Below are 340 nucleotides of genomic sequence, written 5' to 3'. Positions count from 1 at the left end.
ATAAAAAAGAACGTATTGGCGACTGGGAAGGAGATACGATAATAGGAAAAGATAAAAAAAGTGTCTTATTAACGTTGGTTGATCGCAAGACACTGTATACAATTATCGTTAAACTTGATAGCAAGCGGGCATCAGAAGTCGCAAAAGAGGCAGTGAAAGTATTATACCCGTTAAAACAAAAGGTTAAGACCATCACATTCGATAACGGTTTGGAGTTTGCAGATCATGAAATCATCAGTGAAAAGTTAGAAACCCAAATTGACTTTGCGCATCCTTATTCGCCCTGGGAAAGAGGGATCAATGAGAATATCAATGGGTTAATCAGACAATACTTTCCAAA

At 37.4% G+C, this 340-nt stretch carries 1 protein-coding gene; it reads left to right on the top strand.

What is annotated here, in order from left to right:
- A partial coding sequence (locus C5471_RS23750; RefSeq protein ID WP_166296732.1) for an IS30 family transposase occupies positions 1-340 on the top strand: 340 nt, incomplete at both ends.

This window comes from Photorhabdus tasmaniensis, from assembly GCF_011189505.1.
Taxonomy (GTDB): domain Bacteria; phylum Pseudomonadota; class Gammaproteobacteria; order Enterobacterales; family Enterobacteriaceae; genus Photorhabdus; species Photorhabdus tasmaniensis.
The sequence above is the reverse complement of the archived record's forward strand: the minus strand, read 5'-3'. Positions and strand labels throughout refer to the sequence as shown.